This window comes from Arthrobacter sp. S2(2024), assembly GCF_036662515.1.
Lineage (GTDB): Bacteria > Actinomycetota > Actinomycetes > Actinomycetales > Micrococcaceae > Arthrobacter.
On the sequence record NZ_JAYKZI010000019.1, the window covers coordinates 1 to 18,080 of the forward strand.

General features: G+C 63.7%; 16 protein-coding genes, 1 other RNA gene and 2 pseudogenes. 12 read left to right on the forward strand and 7 right to left on the reverse strand.

Features of this window, described 5'->3' with window-relative positions; all coding sequences use genetic code 11:
- Window positions 1-158: 158 nt before the first annotated feature.
- The 3 genes from VLA65_RS20460 to VLA65_RS20470 all read left to right on the forward strand — a co-directional run bounded on the left by VLA65_RS20460 (window position 159) and on the right by VLA65_RS20470 (window position 3,278).
- Window positions 159-686 (forward strand): methyltransferase family protein, encoded by a 528-nt coding sequence (locus VLA65_RS20460; RefSeq protein ID WP_284991163.1) that lies wholly within the window; start codon window positions 159-161, stop codon window positions 684-686.
- 287 nt (window positions 687-973) lie between these two features.
- Complete coding sequence (locus tag VLA65_RS20465) at window positions 974-1,771, forward strand: IclR family transcriptional regulator (RefSeq protein ID WP_284991164.1); 798 nt, start codon at window positions 974-976, stop codon at window positions 1,769-1,771.
- Window positions 1,772-1,961: 190 nt separating this feature from the next.
- On the forward strand, window positions 1,962-3,278 hold the full coding sequence (locus VLA65_RS20470; RefSeq protein WP_172465496.1) for an MFS transporter: 1,317 nt from the start codon (window positions 1,962-1,964) through the stop codon (window positions 3,276-3,278).
- A gap of 175 nt (window positions 3,279-3,453) precedes the next feature.
- Here VLA65_RS20470 and VLA65_RS20475 read toward each other — a convergent pair whose 3' ends face one another.
- Entirely contained in the window at window positions 3,454-4,521 is a 1,068-nt protein-coding gene (locus VLA65_RS20475; protein ID WP_332603578.1) for a D-2-hydroxyacid dehydrogenase, read from the reverse strand.
- Between the two features lie 71 nt (window positions 4,522-4,592).
- On the opposite strand from VLA65_RS20475, the gene VLA65_RS20480 reads away from it, so the two are divergent.
- Genes VLA65_RS20480 through VLA65_RS20490 form a run of 3 tightly spaced genes read left to right on the forward strand, consistent with a single transcriptional unit; the run spans window position 4,593 to window position 7,347 of the window.
- Window positions 4,593-5,522 carry an NAD(P)-dependent oxidoreductase gene (locus VLA65_RS20480; protein WP_332603594.1) on the forward strand — a complete coding sequence of 310 codons (930 nt, stop codon included), beginning with the start codon at window positions 4,593-4,595 and terminating at the stop codon, window positions 5,520-5,522.
- Window positions 5,519-6,289, forward strand: coding sequence for an SDR family oxidoreductase (locus VLA65_RS20485; RefSeq protein ID WP_284751975.1), 771 nt, complete (start codon window positions 5,519-5,521; stop codon window positions 6,287-6,289). Before VLA65_RS20480 ends, VLA65_RS20485 begins: the two co-directional genes overlap by 4 nt.
- Window positions 6,289-7,347, forward strand: coding sequence for an L-idonate 5-dehydrogenase (locus VLA65_RS20490; protein WP_284991165.1), 1,059 nt, complete (start codon window positions 6,289-6,291; stop codon window positions 7,345-7,347). The genes VLA65_RS20485 and VLA65_RS20490 overlap by 1 nt, the downstream gene beginning before the upstream one ends.
- Window positions 7,348-7,387: 40 nt before the next feature.
- Here VLA65_RS20490 and VLA65_RS20495 read toward each other — a convergent pair whose 3' ends face one another.
- Window positions 7,388-8,116, reverse strand: a complete 729-nt coding sequence (locus tag VLA65_RS20495) for a FadR/GntR family transcriptional regulator (RefSeq protein WP_059387761.1) — start codon at window positions 8,114-8,116, stop codon at window positions 7,388-7,390.
- A gap of 233 nt (window positions 8,117-8,349) precedes the next feature.
- On the opposite strand from VLA65_RS20495, the gene gndA reads away from it, so the two are divergent.
- Window positions 8,350-9,786 (forward strand): NADP-dependent phosphogluconate dehydrogenase, encoded by a 1,437-nt coding sequence (gndA, locus tag VLA65_RS20500; protein WP_284991168.1) that lies wholly within the window; start codon window positions 8,350-8,352, stop codon window positions 9,784-9,786.
- A gap of 118 nt (window positions 9,787-9,904) precedes the next feature.
- Window positions 9,905-10,738: an oxidoreductase gene (locus VLA65_RS20505; protein WP_332603579.1), complete on the forward strand. Its 834-nt coding sequence runs from the start codon at window positions 9,905-9,907 to the stop codon at window positions 10,736-10,738.
- Here VLA65_RS20505 and epsC read toward each other — a convergent pair.
- The 3 genes from epsC to msrA form a co-directional block, all read right to left on the reverse strand.
- Window positions 10,735-11,319 (reverse strand): serine O-acetyltransferase EpsC, encoded by a 585-nt coding sequence (gene epsC / locus VLA65_RS20510; RefSeq protein ID WP_059387763.1) that lies wholly within the window; start codon window positions 11,317-11,319, stop codon window positions 10,735-10,737. The two genes, VLA65_RS20505 and epsC, sit on opposite strands and share 4 nt — an antisense overlap.
- Before the next feature lie 50 nt (window positions 11,320-11,369).
- A complete protein-coding gene (cysK, locus tag VLA65_RS20515; protein WP_059387764.1) occupies window positions 11,370-12,305 on the reverse strand; it encodes a cysteine synthase A in 936 nt (311 codons plus the stop codon).
- Window positions 12,306-12,380: 75 nt separating this feature from the next.
- Complete coding sequence (msrA, locus tag VLA65_RS20520; protein ID WP_059387765.1) at window positions 12,381-12,905, reverse strand: peptide-methionine (S)-S-oxide reductase MsrA; 525 nt, start codon at window positions 12,903-12,905, stop codon at window positions 12,381-12,383.
- A 146-nt stretch (window positions 12,906-13,051) separates the two neighbouring features.
- On the opposite strand from msrA, the gene VLA65_RS20525 reads away from it, so the two are divergent.
- Window positions 13,052-13,963, forward strand: coding sequence for a Nif3-like dinuclear metal center hexameric protein (locus VLA65_RS20525; RefSeq protein WP_284991172.1), 912 nt, complete (start codon window positions 13,052-13,054; stop codon window positions 13,961-13,963).
- A 110-nt stretch (window positions 13,964-14,073) separates the two neighbouring features.
- Window positions 14,074-14,811 carry a zinc ribbon domain-containing protein gene (locus tag VLA65_RS20530; RefSeq protein WP_284991174.1) on the forward strand — a complete coding sequence of 246 codons (738 nt, stop codon included), beginning with the start codon at window positions 14,074-14,076 and terminating at the stop codon, window positions 14,809-14,811.
- Window positions 14,812-14,882: 71 nt separating this feature from the next.
- On the opposite strand, the pseudogene VLA65_RS20535 reads toward VLA65_RS20530, so the two are convergent.
- Both VLA65_RS20535 and yaaA read right to left on the reverse strand, forming a co-directional pair.
- Window positions 14,883-15,428 (reverse strand): annotated as a pseudogene (locus tag VLA65_RS20535) (YaaA family protein); the annotation flags it as partial.
- A 19-nt stretch (window positions 15,429-15,447) separates the two neighbouring features.
- Window positions 15,448-15,759, reverse strand: a pseudogene (gene yaaA / locus VLA65_RS22065) (peroxide stress protein YaaA); the annotation flags it as partial.
- Between the two features lie 113 nt (window positions 15,760-15,872).
- On the opposite strand from yaaA, the gene rnpB reads away from it, so the two are divergent.
- Both rnpB and VLA65_RS20545 read left to right on the forward strand, forming a co-directional pair.
- Window positions 15,873-16,263, forward strand: an RNA gene (rnpB, locus tag VLA65_RS20540) — RNase P RNA component class A.
- A 244-nt stretch (window positions 16,264-16,507) separates the two neighbouring features.
- Entirely contained in the window at window positions 16,508-18,004 is a 1,497-nt protein-coding gene (locus VLA65_RS20545; protein WP_332603580.1) for a glyceraldehyde-3-phosphate dehydrogenase, read from the forward strand.
- Window positions 18,005-18,080 lie beyond the last annotated feature (76 nt).

Here is an 18,080-nt window from a genome sequence, read left to right on the forward strand (position 1 = left end):
CAGAGATATGCAAGCACCCCAGCCACCCTAAGCTTCCAAAGCTTAGCTACCCCGAAATTCGCCCGCCAACACTGGGAAGCAGGCACAATCCATACACACGTTTTGTCCTATAACCCCCGATGGTTGTGGCCAGTCGTTTGCCGGTTCAGAATGGCAGCATGACAGCGTCCGGAGATGCAGCGCGCGACAAGAGGCTGGCGAAAATCGGTACGGCGGTGTTCGCCGTCGCTCCGGCTACCGCGGCCGGTCTGTTGCCATGGTTTGTGACCCGCTGGAGGGTGCAACAGCCTGTGCCGGGCGGACTGGCGGCCCAGTGCACAGGTGTTCTGCTGATCGGCGCCGGTGCGGCGGTGATCACCAATTCTTTCGCGCGGTTCGCCCTTGAAGGATTGGGAACGCCTGCGCCCTTTGCGCCACCGAAGAACCTTGTGGTCAGTGGTTTCTACAGGTTCGTGCGGAATCCCATCTACGTGGGCATTGGCGCCGCGATCGTCGGGCAGGGCCTCGTGCTGGGACAGCCAAAGCTGTTCGGCCTCGCGGCCTTGGGCGCAGTTCCCGTGGTGGCTTTCGTCAGGTTGTATGAGGAGCCCACCCTGGCCCGCAAGTTCGGCGCCGAGTATGAGGACTACCGTGCCAACGTCCCCCGCTGGCTGCCACGGCTCACTCCTTGGCAGCAGCCAGGCTAGCGTCGGCTCGGATTCGGTGCCGGGAATTGGAAAGCTCTCCACCGCGACTATTGGGGGATGCCGCGGTGGAGAGCTCATAGATGAATATACAGAGAATTTCTGGATATGGAAAGGAAGCCATCCCCCGTCCGGCGCGTCTCATCCCAGCACCAAGCCACTATGATGGTGGTTGTTCAGTGGATTGAACAAGCGTTGTGCCTCGGACCGGAGTTCCGCTGCCCCAGGGTGGCGTTTCTACCTGGCACGCGCCCACTCTGCGCCAGACGCACGAACCGCGAAGGAGAATCATGGCCGATTCCCGCACCCCCCGTTCCGCCGAAGGCTTGGGGAGCTCCTCGCCGGCGCCTGCCGTGACCCGCGCTGCTGCGGTCCTTGATGCCTTGGCGGAGGCCCCTTCAGGCAGGCTGACACTCAGTGACCTTGCGAGGGAACTCGGGATTCCGAAGTCTTCCACGTCAAACCTGCTGCTCGCTCTTGAGGAAGCCCGGCTGATTACCCGCGAAGGTGCCGATTTTTCACTTGGCCGGAAACTGGTTGAACTTGGCGCCGCCTACCTTAGCCGGCTCGACGAAGTCCAGGAGTTCTACAAGTTCTGTGAACAGGCGCCGACGCTCTCCGGCGAAACCGTGCGGATCGCGATGATCGACGGCGATCACATCATCTACCTGGCCCGCTACGAAGGGCACCCCGCCGTCCGGCTCACGTCGAACATCGGCGACAAAATGCCGCTTTCCCTCAGCGCCGTCGGAAAGGTCCTCCTGGCCCAGCTTCACGACCATGACATCGAGGCGATGTTCCCGGACGACGTGGAACTGCCTGTCATGACCCCGAAGTCCCTCCGGAGTGCCGCCGAGCTCAAGGCCCAGGTTGTCGCGATCCGCAAGCAGGGCTACGCCCTGGAGGATGAGGAATCCACACTAGGCGTGGTTTGCCTCGCCGTGCCCGTCCCCACCCACGGGGCGCATGGCCCCAGCCTCGGTCTCTCGGTGACAGCCCTGAAGGCCACTTTTTCCGAGGAACAGGCTGCCCTCATGGTGAAGGAACTCAAGGAGCTCGCCCACTCGCTGGGCAACCCGATGGGATAGATCTGGCCGCCCCGACGGGGTCATAAATAAATCTGATTACACCACTTGAAACTTGTACAACGTGCTGTACTCTGTTCAATATAGTGATTCACGCCATGGCGGCTGACACTATCTCGCCAGGCCAACGGGGGTCTGGAGTGTTCTTGAGGGAGTGCTTGTGACAACTCGTACTAAGACAAAGCTTGCTGATATGGACGGCGCAGTAGTTGAGCCGGAACAGCTGCGAAGGGCAACGCTTGCCAGCTCGGTAGGATCCGCCCTGGAGTACTACGACTTCTACATTTATGGTCTGGCTTCGGCCCTGATCTTCGGACCTCTGTTCTTCAAGCCCTTGGGTGAAAGCGGCGCATTGATCGCGTCTTTCGCTACCTATGGCGTTGGATTCGCTGCGCGGCCCTTCGGTGGCATTTTCTTCGGATTCATCGGAGACCGCTTTGGCCGCAAGGTGGTCCTCCTGATGACCATCGGCATGATGGGCCTTGCCAGCTTCGCGATCGGCTTGCTTCCGACGTTCGACCAGGCGGGCATGCTCGGAGCTGTCCTGCTGGTGACACTCCGTATTGTCCAGGGCCTGGGAGCTGGAGCCGAACAGGCTGGCGCAACCACGCTGATCTCCGAGGTTGCACCCCCTAAGCGCCGCGGCTACTTCGCTTCGCTGCCGTTCGTGGGCATCCAACTTGGAACCCTCCTCGGCGCCGGCACCTTTGCGCTCATTGGCATGGCCAATAAGGGCGTACTCGAAGGTTGGTTGTGGCGCGTGCCCTTCCTCGCGAGCATCATTCTGATCGTCGTGGCAATCTTCATCCGTCTGAAGCTGAAGGAAACCCCGGTGTTCCAGGAGCTTGAGAAGCACAAGAACGTGGTGAAGAACCCCGTTGGTGAGCTCTGGAAGCACTCCAAAAAGAATGTGCTCGTAGGCATCGGCCTCCGCATGGGTGAGAACGGCAACTCCTCGATCTACTCTGCCTTGCTCATCTCCTTCATGTCCGTCAAGGAAGGTGTCTTCCCTGGCGACAAGTTCATCGGCCCGGTCGGCTTGCTGATCGCCGCTGGATTCGCCGCCGTCATGGTGGTCACCTTCGGCGCCTTGTCTGACCGTATTGGTCGAGTCAAGGTCTACCGCTATGGGGCACTGTTCCAGGCGATCTTCGCTATTCCCGCGTTCTACTTGGTGACCCTCGGCAACGTGACCCTCGTGTGGGCCGTCATGGTTGTCGGCATCGCCCTTGGCGTGCAGTCAATGCTTGGTCCGCAGTGCCCGCTACTGCCGGAATTGTTCGGCTCGCAGTACCGTTTCACCGGTGTGGCATTGAGCCGCGAACTCTCTGCTGTCCTGGCCGGCGGACTCGTGCCCCTGGTTGGCGTCGCGCTCCTTGCTGCGACGGGCAACTCCTGGGTGGTCCTGGCGGTTTACTCGCTGGTCCTCGCGCTGATTTCATACATCACCACGTTCTTCACACCGGAAACAGCCGGCCGTGACCTTCTCTCCCTGGAGGATGCGAAGTAAGAAGTCCCGTACCACGAGGTACGCAAGCAGCGACGGTCCCCTCCTAGGTGCGGAGGGGACCGTCGCTTTTTCGTGCCCTACCCCCGGATAACCCCCGGCAAACCCGCCCCATACAGCAAAGCGGCCCCTCCGGAAACCGGAGGGGCCGCCACGATGGCGCTGGGAAGCCGGCGGTTTAGTAGAAGTGCACCGTGTCCACAAGGTGGGGGAGTTCCCCGCCGTCGAGGAACGTACGCAGGTTGCTGGCGAAGCGTTCGGCGATGAGGCGGTTCTCCGCGGCACTGAGTGCCGAGGTGTGCGGCGAGACCATGACCTTCGGGTGGTTCCACAGCGGGCTGTCCTGGGGGAGTGGCTCGACCGCGAAAACGTCCAGGCAGGCGTAGGACACTTGGCCGTTGTCCAAGGCTTCGAGGAGCGCGTCTTCGTCAACCACGGTTCCGCGGCCAACGTTGACGAAGACCGCGCCAGGCTTCATCGCCGAGAAGACCTCGTGGTTGAAGAGTTTCTCAGTGTAGGGAGTGCCCGGGAGGGTGTTGACAACGGCGTCGGCCGTGGCAAGGAGTCCGGCCAGGCCATCGTTGTCCGCGACCTCGTCGATTCCGTCGATCGCTTCGACGTTCCGCTTGGTTCCGCTCACCTTCATTCCAAGGGCGCGGGCGATGCGGGCGGTCTCAAGGCCGATTTCGCCGAGACCCGTGATGACCAGCTTGGAGCCGTTCACAAGTTTGGTGGGGGTGCGCAACTCGGGCCAGACCTTGGCAGCCTGGTCCTGTGCAAGTTCCCCGCTGCGCTTGAAGCCGTTGAGGATGCCCAGGGCTGCGAACTCGGCCAGCGGAAGGGCATGGACGCCTGCCGACGTGGTGACCTTGAACTTCTGCAGGGTCTCGCTGTCAAGCCCCGAGGCCTTCACGGCGCCACCGGCACCTGCGGCCATGGCGTGGATCCACTGCAGGTGCGGGTTGCTCTGTGCGATGCGGGCCAGGCCGGCCGGATTCTCGTTGGGGAAGCCGTACAGGATCTGGGCCTTGTTCAACATGGACCAGTAGCGTTCCTCTTGTTCGGGAGTCCGCTTGAAGTCCGGATCGCCCGAGTGGTCGGCAGGGAAGCGTTCCGGAGGAAGAAGCTCGGGTTCGTAGAGCACCGTGATGCTCGGATCTACTGCGCGGATACGCTCCACATGCTCGGCTTCGAGCGGGACTGCGATCGCGATGGTGAGTTCATCAGTCGTCATGGTGTTCATCATACTGAATTGAGGCTAGGATATTGAACAGTTTTTGAAAGATGAACCACAAAGAAGTGAGGTGTATGCGAAAGATGACCGCCAAGACCGCAGGTTTTGTGGGACTCGGGCTGATGGGCTTCCCCATGGCAGCCAATCTGCTCGGCAACGGCTGGGAAGTGACTGCGTGGAACCGTTCCGCCGAAGCGCTCGCCGAGTTGGAGAAGCTCGGCGGAAATCGTTCGGAGTCGGTTGCCGGACTCCGGGATCAGCCCGTCATCATTTTCATGCTTCCGGATCTCTCCTACATCCTGGATGCCGCCGCGCCGTTGCTCGAGTCCTGGCGCTCGGACGCGCCGCTTCCGGGGACCACGATCATCATCATGAGCAGCGTGTCTCCGGCCGCCGTGCAGGAATTCGGCCGGACGGTCCATAGCGCAAGCGGCGGGAACGCCGTCGTCGTCGATGCACCGGTCAGCGGGGGCACCAAAGGTGCGCAGGACGGCACGCTGGCCATCATGGTGGGAGCCGGCGAAGAAGACTTCCAGCGATCGCTTCCCGTGCTCCAATCCATGGGCACCACGGTCCGCCGCATGGGCAACTTGGGTGCCGGATCGCTGGCAAAGGCATGCAACCAACTGATTGTCGGGACTACGACGGCGGCCCTCGCGGAAGCCGCTGAACTCGCCGAGCGCTCGGGCATGGACGTCGAAACCCTGTTCGAGGTGCTTTCCGGAGGACTCGCCGGAAGCCGGGTCCTGGAGATTTTCGGACCCCGGCTGGCGGCCAAGGACTACGCGCCCACCGGTCCCGCGAAGTTCATGCACAAGGACCTCAAGTTCGTGCTCGAAAGCGCCGAAGCGGCCGGTGCCGCTGTCCCCATGGCGGCTGCCGGCGTCGAACTCTACCGCGAACTGATTGATCAGGGCCTTGGCGACCAGGACCTCGCCGTCGTCCGCCAGGCCATCGCGAACCTTAGTGACTCTTCCGTTAGCCCTTTGAACTACGTAAGGAAACAACCATGAGTGGACTCTTTGATCTCACCGGGCGCGTTGCGCTCGTGACCGGATCCAGCCGCGGCATCGGCAACGCGCTGGCCCGCGGATTGGCCGACGCCGGTGCCACCGTTGTCCTCAACGGCATCAACACGGAACGGCTCAAGGACGCGGAAGCCGCCATGGCGGCGGATTTCGGGCCCGGCCGGATCCACAGTTGTGCGTTCGACGTCACCAGCGATACTGAAGCGGCCCGGGGCATCGCCTGGGTCGAGGAGAACGTCGGCCCCCTCGATATCCTCGTCAACAACGCCGGTATCCAGCACCGGGTTCCGATGCTGGACCTGGATGTGAAGGACTGGGAGCGGGTCATCACCACCGACCTCACGAGCGCCTTCCTCGTAGGGCGCGAAGCCGCCCGTCACATGATCCCTAGGGGCCACGGCAAGATCATCAACATCTGCTCCGTGCAGACTGACCTGGCACGCCCCACGATCGCCCCCTATGTCGCCGCGAAGGGCGGGCTGCGCAATCTGACGCGCGCCATGACCGCGGAATGGGCGGCCTCCGGCCTTCAGATCAACGGCATCGCCCCCGGTTACATCCACACCGAGATGACCCAGAACCTCGTGGACGATCCCGACTTCAACTCCTGGATCCTCGGCCGGACGCCGGCCCACCGGTGGGGCACCGTGGCGGATCTCGCCGGTCCGGCAGTCTGGCTTGCCTCCGAGGCGTCGAACTTCGTCAACGGCCAGACGATCTTCGTTGACGGCGGAATGACGGTGGTCGTCTAATGAGCGCTTTCCAGCTTCCGCAGTCTTCACCCGCGGTCGTGGCCCACGCGGCCGGCGACCTTCGCATCGAGGACATAGCCCTCGTTGTTCCCGCCCCGGACCAGGCCGTTGTCGAGATCGCCTATGGGGGCATCTGTGGCTCGGACCTGCACTACTGGCTCCATGGCGCGGCGGGGGAATCGATCCTCAAGGCTCCGATGGTGCTCGGTCACGAAATCGTCGGGACCGTTGTCCAGCAGGCCGCGGACGGCAGCGGCCCGGCAGCCGGAACGCCCGTCGCCGTCCACCCCGCGACGCCGGCCCCGGGTGCCGCCAAGTATCCGGAAGACCGGCCCAACCTCTCCCCGGGCTGCACCTACCTTGGGAGCGCGGCGCGGTACCCGCACACGGACGGCGCCTTCAGCCGTTACGCCACGCTGCCGTCCCGCATGCTCCGGGCCCTCCCGGCCACGCTGGACTTGCGCACGGCGGCGCTGGTGGAACCGGCCAGTGTCGCCTGGCACGCCGTCGCCCGCGCAGGGGACGTTGCCGGGAAGACGGCGCTGGTGATCGGAAGCGGTCCGATCGGCGCGCTGGCAGTTGCCGTCCTCAAGCGCGCGGGGGCAGCCCGAATCGTGGCCGTCGACATGCACGACAAGCCTCTTGAGATCGCGCGCGCAGTGGGCGCCGACGAGGTCCTCAAGGGTGACGACGCCGAGGCGATCGCCGCGGTGGAAGCCGACGTCGTCATCGAGTCTTCCGGCAGCCACTTCGGACTGGCATCGGCCATCAAGGGCGCAGTACGCGGCGGGAAAGTGGTTATGGTCGGGCTGCTGCCCTCGGGGCCGCAGCCGGTCTTCATTTCGCTGGCCATCACCCGCGAGCTCGAACTGCTGGGCTCCTTCCGTTTCAACAACGAGATCGACGAGGTCATTGCCGCCCTCGCGGACGGTTCGCTCTACGTGGACCCGGTGGTGACGCACGAATTCACGCTGGACCGTGGATTGGAGGCCTTCGAGGTGGCCAAGAACTCGGCCGAATCGGGGAAGGTCCTGCTGAACTTCCAGCCTATGGCATAGGCTCTCAGCCGATGAGTCGGGCGGCGCGGGCGTTCAGCCGTCAGCGCCGCTCGACTGGAACAAATACCCGTGGCTGGCCTTCCCAGTCTGGTGACAGGTCGGCGATGGTCTCGCGCATGATGTTGGAGGCGGCCTCGCGGGCCTTGTCGCCGTCTCGGTCCCGGATGCCTTGGGCTACATCCAGATGCCATTGCAGGGCCGCTTCCTTCGGATGTTCCGGCATGAGGCCGTGAACGGTCCGGCCGGTGAGTGTCTCTGTGACCTGCCCGATCAGGTTCGCGAACATTTCATTGCCGGAACCGGAGAGCACCAGGGCGTGAAAGCGGATGTCGAGGTCCAGGAAGGTGGGCATGTCGCCCGCACGGCCTGCTTCCCGCATGGCCAGGGAAATGTCCACCAGTTCGCTGCGCAGGGACTCCGGAGCGTTTTCCGCGGCCAGTTCCGCCGCTACGGGCTCGACGGCGGAGCGGAGTTCGGCGAGGGAGCGCAACTGGGCGCCGCGGCCTTCTCCGGCCAGCCGCCAACGGATGACCAGCGGATCGAAGGGATTCCAGCGGTGCGCGGGGAGGACACGGATGCCAACACGCTTGATGGTTTCCACCAGTCCCAAAGACTGCAGCACCCTGACAGCCTCACGCACCACCGACCGCGACACTTTGAGCTCGTCCTCAAGGTGTTCAGCCAACATGACGTGACCGGTAGGGAGCTTACCGCCGACGATCCGGGTACCCAGATGCTCGACAGCGCGGTAGTGGAGACTGGTTGACATAGTCGTAAGCATAGTGGCGTTGATGGTTCCGCCACTGGAAGCCCGAGCGACGGTGAACTCCCCACAGCACGAGCTCGCAACATAGACTCTTTTGTGACGCGGACGTTTCCAAAACGTGGGCGCAACTTTCCCAGACGTGGTCCAAATACGTATGGTTTATTCCAGCTACTGCTCTAGAAAGCGTTTCCTCGCTCCTAGCAGGACTCGATGCACAAGAATGAATTGGAGTTTTGATGTCAGCACACATCGGTGTCACCGGCCTCGCGGTGATGGGCGCCAATCTGGCCCGCAACCTGGCCCGCAACGGCTTCACCGTTGCCCTCCACAACCGCTCCGTCGAAAAGACCGACGCCCTGCTGGCCAAGCATGGCACGGACGGCGACTTCATCCGCACGGAAACCCTCCAGGAACTCGTGGACTCCCTCGAGAAGCCCCGCCGCGTCCTGATCATGGTGAAGGCCGGCAAGCCGGTTGACGCCGTCATCGACCAGCTCGTTCCCTTGCTCGAGCCCGGCGATATCGTGATCGACGCCGGCAACTCGCACTACGAGGACACCCGCCGCCGCGAATCCGCGCTGGCCGAGAAGGACCTGCACTTCGTGGGCGTCGGTGTTTCCGGCGGCGAAGAGGGCGCCCTGAACGGCCCCTCCATCATGCCCGGTGGTTCGAAGGAGTCCTACGACGCTTTGGGCCCGCTGCTCGAAAAGATCTCCGCCAAGGTTGACGGCCAGCCCTGCTGCGCCTGGATCGGCACCGACGGCGCCGGCCACTTCGTCAAGATGGTCCACAACGGCATCGAATACGCCGACATGCAGGTTATCGGCGAAGCCTTCGATCTCCTGCGCTCCGGCGCCGGCATCGAGCCGGCCGAGCAGTCCAAGATCTTCGCCGAATGGAACAAGGGCGAACTTGCTTCCTTCCTGATCGAGATCTCCGCAGAGGTCCTCGGGCACGTCGACGCCAAGACGGGCAAGCCGTTCGTCGACGTCGTCGTGGACGCTGCCGGCCAGAAGGGCACCGGCCGCTGGACGGTCATCTCCGCCCTCGAGCTCGGCTCCCCGGTTTCGGGCATCGCCGAGTCCGTCTTCGCGCGTGCCCTCTCTTCCCAGGCAGAACAGCGCAAGCTTGGCCAGGAGCTGCTCGCCGGCGAGGAAATCGCCGTCGAGGTCCCCGAGAACTTCGTCGAGGACGTGCGCCAGGCGCTGTACGCCTCCAAGCTGGTTTCCTACGCCCAGGGCCTGGACATGCTGACCTCCGCCGCAAAGGAATACGGCTGGGACCTCAAGCTCGATGAAATCGCCTCCCTGTGGCGCGGCGGCTGCATCATCCGGGCCGAGCTGCTCAAGGAGATCACCAACGCCTACGCTGCCGTGGAGAAGCCGGCCAACCTGCTGTTCGCTCCGGCCTTCACCAAGGCGATCGCCGGCGCGCTGCCGGCATGGCGCCGCGTGGTGGCAACGGCTGTCCAGCTGGGCATCCCGGTTCCGGTGTTCTCCTCCTCGCTGGCCTACTACGACGGACTTCGCCGCAAGCGCCTCGCTGCAGCAGTCATTCAGGGACAGCGCGACCTCTTCGGAGCGCACACCTACGGCCGCGTTGACGCCGAGGGTACCTTCCACACCCTGTGGGGCGAAGACAAGTCCGAGATCTCGGCAGTCGACACCCACTAGGGCTTGCTGCCCCACTCGGTTCATGACAAAGGCCGGCACTTCCGCGTTACTGTGGAGGCGCCGGCCTTTGCCGTAGGCGGGTCGTGCGCATTCAACCCCGTCACACGAGGAGCAGTCCATGCCGCAACGCGTCGCATTTGTCACAGGTGCGTCAACCGGAATCGGTTTCGAAGCCGTCGTCGAGCTCAGCAAGGCGGGAATGGTCGTGTACGCGGGCGCTCGGCGGGTCGAAAAGATGGAACCGCTCAAAGCCCACGGAATCAAGGTGTTGTCCCTGGATGTCACCGAGGATGACTCGATGAAGGCCGCCGTGGATCTTGTCCTGGCAGAGCAGGGACGGATCGACGTACTGGTCAACAACGCCGGATACGGGTCCTATGGTTCCTTGGAAGAGGTGCCGCTGGATGAGGGCCGGCGCCAGTTCGAGGTCAACGTCTTCGGCCTCGCCCGGATGTCCCAGCTGGTGATTCCCGTGATGCGTGCTGCGGCTTCCGGCAGGATCATCAATGTGTCCTCGATCGGCGGCAAAATGTATGAACCCCTTGGCGCCTGGTACCACGCAACAAAATTCGCCGTCGAGGGCCTCAGCGACTCCCTGCGCCTTGAACTAAAGCCCCATGGCATCGACGTGGCAATCATTGAGCCCGCGGGCACGGACACGGAATGGGGAACCATCGCGGGGGAGAGCCTGCTGACTGTCTCGGGACACGGACCGTATCGCGGGCAGGCCGGGATCGTGGCGGCTGCTTTGGCGTCGACGTCGGGGACTGCGCTTTCGACCCGCCCGCGTACCGTGGCCCGCGCTATCGTGCACGCGGCAACGTCGGGAAGGCCCAGGACCCGATACCCGGTGGGCAGGGGAGCCTGGACCATTCTGGCCTTGCGGAGGGTGCTTCCCGACCGGGCCTTCGACACGGTTTTCTGGAACGCCTACAAACGTTTTTCCGGCTAGATCCGGTATTCGATGTAGTACTCGGCGGGGTCGACGGCGGGTTTCGTTTCGCTCTTGGCATCACGGTGCCGCCACGTTGCGGGCACACCGGTGATGATCGACTCAGGCGGTGCGTCCTTGACCACGACGGCGTTGGCGCCGATGGCACTGTCCGCGCCGATGGTGATGGGACCAAGGACCTTGGCCCCGGCTCCGATGGTGACGCGGTCTCCGATGGTGGGGTGGCGCTTGACCTTGGCCAAGGAACGGCCACCCAGCGTCACGCCGTGGTAGATCATGACGTCTTCGCCGATCTCGGCCGTCTCACCGATCACCACACCCATGCCATGGTCAATGAAGAACCTGCGGCCGATGGTAGCGCCGGGGTGGATCTCGATCCCGGTCAGGAACCGGGCAAGCTGGGAAATGAGCCGCGCCGGGAAGCGTAGCTCGGGGTTTTGCCACAATTTGTGCGTCAGGCGATGCGCCCAGATGGCATGCAGGCCGGAGTAGGCAAAAAAGTTCTCAAAGGAGCCTCGGGCCGCCGGGTCATGTGACCGGGCGGCCTCGAGGTCCTCCATAAGTCTTGCGAAGAAGCTCACAAAGACCTTTCTACAGGAAATGAAAGAAAGCGGTTGCGCGGGGTCCGCAATCAGCCGCGAATATCGTCAAAAAGCACCGTGGAGATGTAACGTTCGCCGAAGTCGGGAACGATTGCCACGATGAGCTTGTCCTTGTTCTCCGGACGCTTCGCGAGCTCCAGCGCACCCCAGACAGCCGCGCCGGCCGAGATGCCGCCCAGGATGCCTTCCTTGGTGCCGAGGGCGCGTGCGGTGGCCACGGAGTCCTCAAGGGTTGCGTCGAGGACCTCGTCGTAGACGTTGGTGTCAAGGATTTCCGGAATGAAGTTCGCGCCGAGACCCTGGATCTTGTGCGGGCCCGGGGCGCCGCCGTTCAGGATGGGGGAGTCCTTGGGCTCAACGGCCACGATCTGGATTTCGGGCTTGCGCTCCTTCAGGACCTGTCCGACGCCGGTGATGGTGCCGCCGGTGCCGACGCCGCCGACGAAGATGTCCACTCCGCCTTCGGTGTCCGCCCAGATTTCCTCGGCCGTGGTGGCGCGGTGGATTGCCGGGTTTGCCTCGTTGGCGAACTGCTGGGCCCAGATGGAGTTCTCCGTGTTAGCGACGATCTCCTGTGCCTTCTCGACGGCGCCGCGCATGCCTTCAGAGCCGGGGGTCAGCACAATCTCCGCACCGTAGGCGCGCAGCATGACGCGGCGCTCGGTGGACATGGTTTCCGGCATCGTCAGGATGACCTTGTAACCGCGTGCCGCACCGACCAGGGCCAGCGCGATGCCGGTGTTGCCCGACGTTCCTTCGACGATGGTGCCGCCCGGCTTCAGCGCACCGGACTTCTCGGCGGCGTCGACAATCGCCACGCCGATACGGTCTTTGACGCTGTTGGCGGGGTTGTAGAACTCCAGCTTCACGGCAACCGTGGCGTCCAAGCCTTCGGTGAGCCTGTTCAAGCGGACCAGGGGGGTTCCGCCGATCAGCTGGGTGACGTCGTCGTAGATCCGTGCCATGTAATCATGCCTATTCTCTGAATTCGCTGAAATAGCTACTGCTGAGGTCAGCCTAACGAGCGGTGCTACACGCTGCTACGCGCGGAGCCACGAAGAGTAATATTTCCGGGCCTTGGCGAGCTTCGGGTTGATGATGACCTGGCAATAACCTTGCTCGGGGAACTTGGCGTAGTAGTCCTGGTGGATGGACTCGGCTTCGTAGAATTCCGGCAGCCTGCTCACCTCGGTCACAATCGGCTTGGACCACAGTTCCTGGTTCCGGAGGATGGCTTCCTCGAAGAGGATCTTTTCTTCAGTGGTGGTGTAGAACATCGAGGAACGGTACTGGGTCCCGACGTCGTAGCCCTGGCGGTTGAGCGTGGTGGGATCGTGCAAGGCGAAGAACATGTCGAGGATGATGTCCGCCGGAATGATGTCCTCGTCGAAAGTCACTGCGACGACCTCTGCGTGGCCCGTCATTCCGGAACAGACGTCGTAATAGTCAGGGTTGCGGATGTGCCCGCCCGTGTAGCCGGAAACCACGGAACTGACGCCCTTGGTCTTCTGATAGACAGCGTCGAGGCACCAGAAGCAGCCTCCGCCAAGTACAAAAGTTTTCATGATCTCTTCAATGGCCGGGAGTCCTGGATGATTCCCGCACAACCTTACGGGAGTGTGACGGAGCAGATCCCGCCGGTGGCAACAATCTCAAACAGTCCGATGGCCGCAAGCGCGACTTGGCCGCCGGATGCGCAAGAATGTAATGCATGGAAGCTGTGAACACCGCGGTTGCAGATACGGGATCCGGGGAAGAATCGGAGAACGGTGCAGCCGGGACGCCAGGTACCCCCACGCTCGGTCAGGTCCTCTTGGCAGTGGAGGAGCTCTGGCCGGAATCGCTTGCCGAGGAATGGGACGAGGTAGGACTGGTTGTCGGACGGCCAACCGCTACCGTCACGAAGGTCATGTTCGCCGTGGATCCGACCCTCGCCGCCATTGAAGAGGCCATTGAATGGGGCGCCGAGCTCCTCGTTACGCACCATCCGTTGCTGCTCAAGGGCGTCACCTCCGTTGCTGCCACGAGCGCCAAGGGCCTCGCCGTCCATCGGCTCATTGAGTCCGGTACCGGGCTGCTGACCGTGCACACCAACGGGGACTCCGCCGTCGGTGGCGTTTCCGATGTCCTCGCCGACGCGTTCGGGCTGGACAATGTTGTCCCGCTGGCGCCTGCGGCCCACGGCCTGCCGGAAGAGGGGATCGGCCGGGTCGGCGACTTGCCCGAACTCATGACCCTGGGAGACTTTGCCGCGCGGGTGTTCGAGATCTTGCCTTCGGTGGCCGGCGGCGTGCGGGTCGCCGGGGACAAGGACGGGCTGGTGCGCCGTGTGGCCGTTTGCGGCGGCGCCGGAGACAGCCTCTTCGACGCCGTCCGGGCCAGCCAGGCGGACATCTACGTCACCGCGGATATGCGGCACCACCCGGCGTCCGAGGCGCGCGAAGCTGCCGTTGACGGGAGGCCGTACCTTGTTGACGTATCGCATTTCGCGAGCGAGTGGCTCTGGTTGCCCGCCGCGGCCGAAGCGCTCGGCAACGTGCTCGCGGACCAGGGCCACGACGTCGAGATCCGTGTGGCAACCACCAACAGCGATCCGTGGGACTTCATTCTGACTCCCGGCTAGGCCTGGCGGGCGAGGCAGGGGAGCGCCCTAGGCGATAGAGTCGAGACAAACAGGCCCAAGGCCTGGCTGGGGCTGAATACCAACCCTGGCACGATCAAGCGGAGGTAAGCGTGGCCAAGGCAGCACCGGCGGAACAGTTGAAATTGCTCGAACTGCAGGGGTTGGATGCGAAGCTCAAATCCTTGGCGAACCGCCGTCGCACGTTGGAGACAGACCCCCGCATCACTGATCTTCAGGACGCCCTCAGTGTGGCCAACGGTGCGCTCGGAACCGCGAAACTTGCCGTCCACGACGCCGAAACAGAGCTGCGCAGGTCAGAGGCCGACGTCGAGCAAGTGGCTAGCCGCATTGCACGGGATGAAGCCAGGTTGAACAGCGGCACCGGACTTTCCAAGGACCTCGTCGCGCTGCAAAGCGACATCGCATCACTGAACAAGCGCCGTTCGGACCTTGAGGATGTCGAGCTGGAAATCCTCGAACGCCTGGACGGACTCAGGGAGCGCCAAGCGGCGCAACAGCAGATCGTCGATGATATCCAGGGGTCCTTCTCCGGGATCCGTGCCGAGCTGGACGCCGCGATCGCCGAGATTGTTTCCGAAGAGACGGATGTACGCGCCCAGAGGACCGGCTTCGCCGAAGGGCTCGACGCCGGGATGCTGGCCATCTACGAAAAGACCCTTGCCAAGCGCGGTGTGGGGGCCGCCCGGCTTTTCCACGGCAAGTCCGAAGGCTCGGGAATGACGCTCAGCCCCGGCGACCTCGCCGAGGTCAAGGCCGCGGCCGAGGACGAGATCGTGTTCTGCCCCGACTCCGGCTGCATCCTGGTGCGCTCCGCCGAGTGGAACTAACCGCCTGTTCCCCACCCAACTAGCTCGCAGTTAATGTCGTTATGAGGCGTCAAAACGACATCTAGTGCTAGTTAGTTGGGGAGGATGATGCTGAGGGTGTGCGGCTTGCGGGCGGTGCCTTCCGTCAACTCCGCCGTCCAAATTTCCGAGGCTGCCTTGAGGAGTTGTTCGGGCGTCCCCGGCGCCTTTCCTCGGCGGCTCAGCAAGTGCCGGGCCAGTTCGCCGCGTGTGTGCTTGGCGAAGTGGCTGACGACGGTGCGTTTGCCATTGGACTCGGAAAAGACGTTGACGGAGACAGTTTGCGCCGCCGGCGGAGCCCAAGCCGCGGCATATGTGCTGGAGCGGCAATCCACCAGCAGTTCGCCCTGCACCCGCGAGGCGAGGGCCTGCGTGAGCTGCGGCTTCCAGAACGACGCGAGGCGCCCGACGTCGGGCAGTGCGGTTCCCATGGACAAGCGGTAGGCGGGCACGTGGTCGCCGAAACCGATGGCGCCCCACAGGGCGGACACCACAAGGATCGACTCCACCGCCTTGCGGCGCTGTGCCGGCGTCAGGGTCTTGTAGCCAAGCGCGTCGTAGAGGACACCGGAATACACCTGGTGGGCAGGGGCCGCGGGTNACCACAAGGATCGACTCCACCGCCTTGCGGCGCTGTGCCGGCGTCAGGGTCTTGTAGCCAAGCGCGTCGTAGAGGACACCGGAATACACCTGGTGGGCAGGGGCCGCGGGTTCGGCGTGGAGCCGGGTATTGCGTTCGACGTCGTCCCTCAAGGACGCGCCCACCCCCAGCAAGGCGAGGGCGTCCTCGTGCGCGCTGACCAGGCCCAGCGCATCGAGCACTTTGGCCCGGTAGCTGTTGAGTTCCGGAAAGCTCAGGGACTCCCATTCGACGGCGGAGCCCTTCTCAGCGGGGGTCTTGCCTTCGGAGGGCGGCAGCAGAATCAGCACCAGTCGATATTAGCTGTATTGCCAGTAATACAGGCGCCAGCTGCCTAGCGGTACCTTCCGGCAGTGCCGTCCGGAAATGCGCAGGGCCCGACGCCGGTAGACTGTAGGGCGGATGGGTTGACTAGGCGGCCGCGCGCCACGTGAGTGGCTCGAGGAACGTCCGGGCTCCATAGGGCAGGGTGGTGGGTAACGCCCACTCGGGGTAACCCGCAGGCTAGTGCCACAGAGAACAGACCGCCCGCGTCTGCTTGTGCCAGCACAGGCAGGCAGCAGGTAAGGGTGAAACGGTGGTGTAAGAGACCACCAGCTCCCTGGGTGACCAGGGAGGCTAGGTAAACCCCACCCGGAGCAAGGCCAGACAGGGCACGATCGAGGGCTGCTCGCCCGAGTGTCCGGGTAGGCCGCTGGAGGGCGTCGGCAACGGCGTTCGTAGATGGATGGTCGCCACTCCTTCGCCGGCAACGGCAGGGAGGACAGAACCCGGCGTATCGGTCAACCCATCCCTTCGCCTATGTGAGTGATTTCACGCGTTCCGGCGGCCAAGTCGTCCCGTGCCAGACCTTAGAATGGACAGTGAACGTAGAAGTTCCACCGCCGGTTCTGCGTTCGCAGCCGGCGGTTTTTCTTTGCAGCGTTCAAGGTGTCCGGGCAGACCGAAGTCCCGCCGATGCCAGTGCCGCAGGATTACTCCGGGCGGCCGCCATCTACGTACGAGGACGTATGTAGCTGACCCTAGGAAGGTAGTTCTGTGAGCCAGTCATCAGATTCTTGTCTTGATACGTGGATGGGCCGCGAAGCGCTGGCCGAGGCCATGATTCCGGTGATCGGCCGGCTGTACCGTGAGAACAACGTGGTGACGAGCATCCACGGGCGCAGCTTGATCAACAAGTCGTCGATGAACATCCTGAAAGCCCACCGTTTCGCGCGCCGGATGAGCAAGGACGAACTCCGTCTCGAAGAGACCGCGCCGCTGCTGAACATCCTGGCCGGACTTGACCTCGGGGCCGCTGCGATCGATATCGCCCGCCTGAACGAGAAGTACAAGGCCGAGGCCGCGGGCACGCCCCTGGAAGACTTCCTCCGCGCCGAGCTTGCCGGGGTTGTCGGGCGCCGCGGCGCGGACGACCGGACCAGCACCGACGTCGTGCTTTACGGTTTCGGCCGCATCGGCCGCCTGCTGGCCCGCCTCCTGATCGAAAAGGCCGGCGGCGGCCACGGCCTGCGCCTGCGTGCGATTGTGGTCCGCAAGGGCGCCGAGAACGACCTCGTCAAGCGCGCCAGCCTGCTGCGTCGCGACTCGGTGCACGGTTCCTTCGAGGGCACCATCCGCGTGGACGAGGCCGCCAACACGATCACGGCCAACGGCGTCCAGATCCAGGTCATCTACTCGGACAACCCCTCCACCGTCGACTACACGGCCTACGGCATCAAGGATGCCCTGGTGGTGGACAACACGGGCCGCTGGCGCGACGCCGAAGGCCTCTCCCAGCACCTGCAGAGCAAGGGTGTGGCCCGCGTGCTGCTCACGGCTCCGGGCAAGGGCGAGCTGAAGAACATCGTCCACGGCATCAACCACTCCTCCATCGAGGACTCGGACACGATCGTCACCGCGGCTTCCTGCACCACGAACGCCATCACCCCGGTGCTCAAGGCCCTCAACGACAAGTTCGGCGTCATCCACGGCCACGTGGAAACCGTGCACTCGTTCACGAACGACCAGAACCTGATCGACAACTTCCACAAGGGTGACCGCCGCGGCCGCTCGGCCGCCCTGAACATGGTCATCACCGAAACGGGTGCGGCCAAGGCTGTGGCGAAGGCCCTTCCGGAACTGCAGGGCAAGCTGACCGGCAACGCGATCCGCGTTCCCACCCCGGACGTGTCCATGGCCATCCTGAACCTGAACCTTGAAAAGGGAACCACGAAGGACGAAGTCAACAACTACCTTCGTGAAATGTCCCTGCACTCGGAGCTGCGCAAGCAGATCGACTTCATCGACTCACCCGAGGTCGTCTCCACGGACTTCGTGGGCTCCCGCCGTGCAGGCATCGTGGACGGCCTCGCCACGATCGCCACCGACAAGCACCTCGTGGTCTATGTCTGGTACGACAACGAATTCGGCTACTCCTGCCAGGTCGTCCGCGTCATGGAAGAAATGGCCGGCGTGAACCCGCCGTCGTTCCCGGCACGCGGCGTCGCGGTGAACCTTGAACCCAAGGCAACGTTGGAGCCCGCCGGCGTCTAGCGGCCTAGGCCGAGGCCAGGAAAGACACAGGGTATTCCCGGCTGATGCGCTGGTATCAGCCGGGAAACCTGACCAG

Excerpts from the sequence above, each read along its gene's own strand:
- VLA65_RS20460 (WP_284991163.1), top strand. The coding sequence starts at position 159 with ATGACAGCGTCCGGAGATGCAGCGCGCGACAAGAGGCTGGCGAAAATC.
- VLA65_RS20465 (WP_284991164.1), top strand. The coding sequence starts at position 974 with ATGGCCGATTCCCGCACCCCCCGTTCCGCCGAAGGCTTGGGGAGCTCC.
- VLA65_RS20470 (WP_172465496.1), top strand. The coding sequence starts at position 1,962 with ATGGACGGCGCAGTAGTTGAGCCGGAACAGCTGCGAAGGGCAACGCTT.
- VLA65_RS20475 (WP_332603578.1), bottom strand. The coding sequence starts at position 4,521 with ATGATGAACACCATGACGACTGATGAACTCACCATCGCGATCGCAGTC.
- VLA65_RS20480 (WP_332603594.1), top strand. The coding sequence starts at position 4,593 with ATGACCGCCAAGACCGCAGGTTTTGTGGGACTCGGGCTGATGGGCTTC.
- VLA65_RS20485 (WP_284751975.1), top strand. The coding sequence starts at position 5,519 with ATGAGTGGACTCTTTGATCTCACCGGGCGCGTTGCGCTCGTGACCGGA.
- VLA65_RS20490 (WP_284991165.1), top strand. The coding sequence starts at position 6,289 with ATGAGCGCTTTCCAGCTTCCGCAGTCTTCACCCGCGGTCGTGGCCCAC.
- VLA65_RS20495 (WP_059387761.1), bottom strand. The coding sequence starts at position 8,116 with ATGTCAACCAGTCTCCACTACCGCGCTGTCGAGCATCTGGGTACCCGG.
- gndA (WP_284991168.1), top strand. The coding sequence starts at position 8,350 with ATGTCAGCACACATCGGTGTCACCGGCCTCGCGGTGATGGGCGCCAAT.
- VLA65_RS20505 (WP_332603579.1), top strand. The coding sequence starts at position 9,905 with ATGCCGCAACGCGTCGCATTTGTCACAGGTGCGTCAACCGGAATCGGT.
- cysK (WP_059387764.1), bottom strand. The coding sequence starts at position 12,305 with ATGGCACGGATCTACGACGACGTCACCCAGCTGATCGGCGGAACCCCC.
- msrA (WP_059387765.1), bottom strand. The coding sequence starts at position 12,905 with ATGAAAACTTTTGTACTTGGCGGAGGCTGCTTCTGGTGCCTCGACGCT.
- VLA65_RS20525 (WP_284991172.1), top strand. The coding sequence starts at position 13,052 with ATGGAAGCTGTGAACACCGCGGTTGCAGATACGGGATCCGGGGAAGAA.